This is a genomic window from Mycobacterium sp., from assembly GCF_040509115.1.
GTDB lineage: Bacteria > Actinomycetota > Actinomycetes > Mycobacteriales > Mycobacteriaceae > Mycobacterium.
Genome location: NZ_JBEVLO010000122.1, coordinates 1 through 4,951 on the forward strand (window position 1 = coordinate 1; position 4,951 = coordinate 4,951).

Consider the following 4,951-nt stretch of genomic DNA (forward strand, 5'->3'; position numbering starts at 1 on the left):
CCAACGATCTGGGCCAACACTGAGATGACGACGACGGAGGCACCGGTTCGCTACGAATACGACCGCATCCCGTATCTGGTTGCCTACCAGAACAATTCGGGTGTCCGCGACGTGTACGGCGGGGTTTCGGAGCTGGTGGTGATGGAGAGTTATCTCCTCAAGCCGAAGGACAAACCGTCAGACACCGTCCTGGTGTTCATGCATCCCATCGGCGGCGGCGCGTACCTGCCGATGATCAACGCGCTCGCGAGGGCAGGCCACCACGTCATCTACTGCAACAGCCGGTTTCGCGGCACCGACTCGGCGCTGCTGATGGAGAAGGTCGTCGAGGACCTCGGCGAGTGCATCAAGGACGCCAAGAATCGGCTGGGCTACGACAAGGTCGTGCTGGCAGGCTGGAGCGGCGGCGGATCGCTGTCGGTGTTCTATCAGCAGCAGGCTCAGCATCCAACCGTCACCGCAAGCCCGTCGGGCGACGGACCCGACCTGACGAAGCTGGGACTCATTCCCGCGGACGGCATCATGCTCCTGGCCGCCCACATCAGCCGCCACGGCACCATGACCGAATGGCTGGACGCGTCGATCCTCGACGAGTCCGACCCATCCAGGCGTGACCCGGAACTCGATCTGTACGACCCGGCCAATCCGAATCAGCCGCCGTACACGAGTGAGTTCCTCGATCGCTACCGGCAGGCGCAGGTCGATCGCAACCGTCGAATCACGAAATGGGTCAAGGAGAAACTCGCCGAGCTCAAGGAAGCGGGCAGGCCCGACGACGAGTTCGGGTTCGTCGTCCATGGCACCATGGCCGACCCGCGATGGCTCGACCCGACCGTCGACCCCAACGACCGTGCTCCCGGCACCTGCTACCTCGGCGATCCCGAGGTGGTGAACAACTCACCCGTCGGCCTCGCACGGTTCTGCACGCTGCGCAGTTGGCTGTCTCAGTGGAGCTACGACGACGCCAACGGCGATGCCGTCAAGGCGGGCCCCGAAATCGCCGTTCCCGCACTGGTGATCGGCAACCTCGCCGACGACGCGTGCACTCCGAGCCACACCCGCAGACTGTTCGCCGCCATCGGCCATTCCGACAAGGAGATGCACGAGATCGCCGGTGCAAACCACTACTACTCGGGTCCCGACCAACGCGGCACCCTGCGCGAGGCGGTCGGTATCTGCACGGATTGGCTGCACCGCCACGGGTTCAGTCTCTGATGGTCACCGGCCCGCTCGACGGCATCCGCGTCATCGAGGTCGGCACGCTGATCTCGGGCCCGTTCGCCGGCCGACTTCTCGGCGACATGGGTGCCGAGGTGATCAAGGTCGAGCCGCCCGGCGCCCCAGATCCGCTGCGCACGTGGGGCCAGGCCGAACTCGACGGTCACCACTTCTTCTGGACGGTGCACGCCCGCAACAAGAAGGCGGTCACGCTCAACCTCCGGGCGGAGGCGGGCCGCGAGCTGTTTCTCGAGCTGGTCGAACGCTCCGACATCATCGTCGAGAACTTCCGGCCGGGCACGTTGGAGAAGTGGAACCTCGGTTATGACGTTCTGCGCGAACGCAATCGGGGCATCATCCTGGTGCGCGTGTCCGGCTACGGCCAGACCGGGCCCGAAGCGCACAAGGCCGGCTACGCATCGGTGGCCGAGGCAGCCAGCGGGCTGCGACACATGAATGGCTTCCCCGGCGGTCCACCACCCCGGCTGGCGCTCTCGTTGGGCGACAGCCTCGCAGGGATGTTCGCGGCACAGGGCGCCATGGCCGCGCTCTACCGTCGCACCGTCACCGGCGAAGGCCAGATCGTCGACGCCGCACTGACGGAAGCGTGCCTCGCCGTCCAGGAGTCGACCATCCCCGACTACGACGTCGGCGGCGTGGTGCGGGGCCCGTCGGGCACCAGGCTCGAGGGCATCGCCCCGTCCAACATCTACCCGACCGCCGACGGCAGCTGGGTGGTGATCGCCGCGAACCAGGACACCGTGTTCCGCCGATTGTGTGCCGCGATGGGCCAGCCCGAGCTCGCGACCGACGACCGCTTCGTCAATCACGTTGCGCGCGGCCGCAATCAGGACGAGATCGACAAGATCATCGCCGCATGGGCCATCGAACGCCAGCCCGCCGACATCATCGCGACACTCGGTGAGGCGGGAGTGATCAGTGGCCCGATCAACACCGTGGCCGAGGTCGTCACGGATCCGCAACTGGTGTCCCGCGGCATGATCGCCGACCACTTCGACGAGAGAGTCGGGCGGAACATCAAGGGGCCAGGGGTGATTCCCGTGCTCTCCGAATCGCCCGGCACCATCCGCAACGCGGGTTCAGCAGAGCCGGGTCAGCACAACGACGAGGTCTACGGCGAGCTCCTCGGCCGTTCCGCCGAGCAGCTCGGCGCACTGCGAACGGAGGGGGTGCTGTGACGGCGTTGCCCAGCCACGTGACCATCCGCGAGGTCTGCCTGCGCGACGGTCTGCAGATCGAGGACCCGATCCCGTTGGCAGCCAAGCTCGAACTGCTCGAAGCCGTGCTCGCCACGGGCGTTCGCGAAATCGAGGCCACCGCGTTCGTATCGCCGTCGAAGGTGCCCGCACTGGCCGACGCCGCCGCGCTCGCCGCCGAACTCCCCCGCCTCCGCGACGCGCACGGTGTCGAGTTCTCCGCGTTGGTGGCAGGCCCGGGTGGCGCGGGCCGCGCGGTCGATGCGGGCATGGGGTCGATCGAGTACGTGGTCTCGGCCGCCGACGGGCACAGTCAAGCGAACGTCGGGCGGTCGACCTCCGACTCCACCCACATGATCGCCGACATCGCGCGGATCGCCCACGAGAACGACGCGACGATCGAGGTGATCATCGCGACCGCGTGGGACTGCCCCTTCGACGGGCCCACCGATCCCCTTCGGGTGCTGGACATCGCGTCGGCGGCGGTCGACATCGGCGTGGACCGCATCGCCATCGCGGACACCATCGGCACGACGACACCCTTCCGGGTGACCGGCCTGGTCGAACTCCTTCGGCCACTGATCGGTGACCTGCCGCTCGGCGCGCACTTCCACAACACGCGCGGTGCGGGGTTGGCCAGCGCGTACGCGGCGGTGACCGCTGGCGTGACCCGCCTCGACGCATCGGTCGGCGGCCTCGGTGGCTGCCCCTTCGCCCCCGGGGCGAGCGGAAACATCGCGACCGAGGATCTGGTGTATCTGTTGCGCGACAGCGGTATCGGCGTCGACGTCGACCTGCAGGCAGCGATCCACGCGGCGAGCGTGGCGCGCGACGTCGTAGGCCATGACCTTCCCAGCGCACTGCTGCGCGCGGGCGATCGTATTCTCGGCTGACGATCATGGCATCGGAGACGCTCACCGCGAAGGGCCGTCAGACCCGTGACGCGATCGACGCGGCTGCGCGAAAGCTGTTCGCCGAGCGTGGCTTTCATGGGACCACCCTGGCCGACATCACCTCGGCGGCGGGACGGACGACGGCGTCGTTCTACCGCTACTACAGTGACAAGGAGGATCTGCTGGCCTCCCTTGCCCACTCGTTCCTGGTCGACGTCGTGATGCCGTCGGGGCTCACGGTGCATCTCCCCTCCTCACCCGACGACCAGCAGTTCTTCACCGCGGTGGTGACGGGCTACTGGAACATGTTCAAGCAGAACATCGGCATCATGGTGGCCGTCGACCAGCTGGCCTCTAGCCAAACGCGGTTCGCCGACCTGCAAAACGAATTCCGCCGGTTCGGCATCGACATCGTGCGGGCCTCGGTGCTGCGGGCGCAGGAACAGGGCTACGGCTCCGAGCTCGACCCCGAGCACACGGCGCTGGCCATCTCCCTGCTGTTCGAGCGATTCACCACGGTCTACCTTCGCACCGACACCGCGACCACGCTCGGGGTGGCGAGCACCGACGAGGACGCAGTGCGCACCCTGTCGACGATTTGGAAGAAGACACTGTACGGCTGTTGAGCAGTTCGACCGTCAGAAAGGAATCAGTGTGGATTTCGCCCTGCCCGACCACCTTCCGGGCCTTCTGGCCCAAATGGACGCCTTCATCGAGTCCGAGATCAAGCCACTGGAAGCCGAACACGCGCAGTACTTCGACCGCCGCCGTGAGTACGCCCGCACCGACTGGGAGAACGATGGCATCCCCCAGCGGGCATGGGAAGATCTACTCGACGAGATGCGGCGCAGGGCCGATGCCGCGGGCTGGCTGCGCTACGGCCTTCCATCCCGGTTCGGCGGGCGTGACGGCACCAACCTGGACATGGCGGTGATCCGAGAACACCTGGCACACAAGGGTCTCGGACTGCACAACGACCTACAGGACGAGTCGTCCATCGTCGGCAACTTTCCTCAGGTCATCATGATGGATCGGTTCGGCACCGACCAGCAGAAGAAGGAGTGGGGCGAGGCCCTGCTGACGGGCGAGCGCTCGATGGCGTTCGGATTGTCCGAGCCGGGCCACGGCTCGGACGCCACCTGGCTGGAGACCACCGCGGTGGCCGACGGAGACGGCTGGGTGATCAACGGGACCAAGCGATGGAACACCGGCGTACACCGCGCGAGCCACGATCTGGTCTTCGCCCGCACGTCGGGTGAACCAGGGCAAGCCGTCGGCATCACGGCATTCCTGGTGCCGACCAACACACCGGGCTTCAGCGTGCCCTTCTACTGGTGGACGTTCAACATGCCGACCGACCACGGCGAGGTCGAACTCAGGGACGTGCGCGTGCCGAGCGACGCCATCCTCGGCAGGGTGGACCACGGTCTCGAAGTGGGTCAAACCTTTCTCCACGAGAACAGGATTCGACAGGCAGCCAGCAGCCTCGGCGCCGCCCAGTACTGCATCGACAGGGCCGCGGCGTACGCCTCCGAGCGGGTGGTGTTCGGCAAGCCGCTCTCGGTGAATCAAGCCGTTCAGTGGCCGCTGGTCGAGCTGCAGACCGAAGCGCAGATGGTGCGC

At 66.7% G+C, this 4,951-nt stretch carries 5 protein-coding genes; all 5 read left to right on the plus strand.

From position 1 onward, the window contains the following. Positions 1-24: 24 nt before the first annotated feature. Positions 25-1,215, plus strand: a complete 1,191-nt coding sequence (locus tag ABW137_RS09390; protein ID WP_526399171.1) for an alpha/beta hydrolase family protein — start codon at positions 25-27, stop codon at positions 1,213-1,215. Beyond that, on the plus strand, positions 1,215-2,417 hold the full coding sequence (locus tag ABW137_RS09395; protein WP_526399163.1) for a CaiB/BaiF CoA transferase family protein: 1,203 nt from the start codon (positions 1,215-1,217) through the stop codon (positions 2,415-2,417). Before ABW137_RS09390 ends, ABW137_RS09395 begins: the two co-directional genes overlap by 1 nt. Continuing rightward, positions 2,414-3,328, plus strand: a complete 915-nt coding sequence (locus ABW137_RS09400) for a hydroxymethylglutaryl-CoA lyase (protein WP_526399165.1) — start codon at positions 2,414-2,416, stop codon at positions 3,326-3,328. The genes ABW137_RS09395 and ABW137_RS09400 overlap by 4 nt, the downstream gene beginning before the upstream one ends. A 5-nt stretch (positions 3,329-3,333) precedes the next feature. Continuing rightward, complete coding sequence (locus tag ABW137_RS09405; protein WP_526399167.1) at positions 3,334-3,954, plus strand: TetR/AcrR family transcriptional regulator; 621 nt, start codon at positions 3,334-3,336, stop codon at positions 3,952-3,954. Positions 3,955-3,982: 28 nt separating this feature from the next. Further along, the coding region (locus ABW137_RS09410) for an acyl-CoA dehydrogenase family protein (protein WP_526399169.1) at positions 3,983-4,951 on the plus strand (969 nt) is incomplete at its 3' end.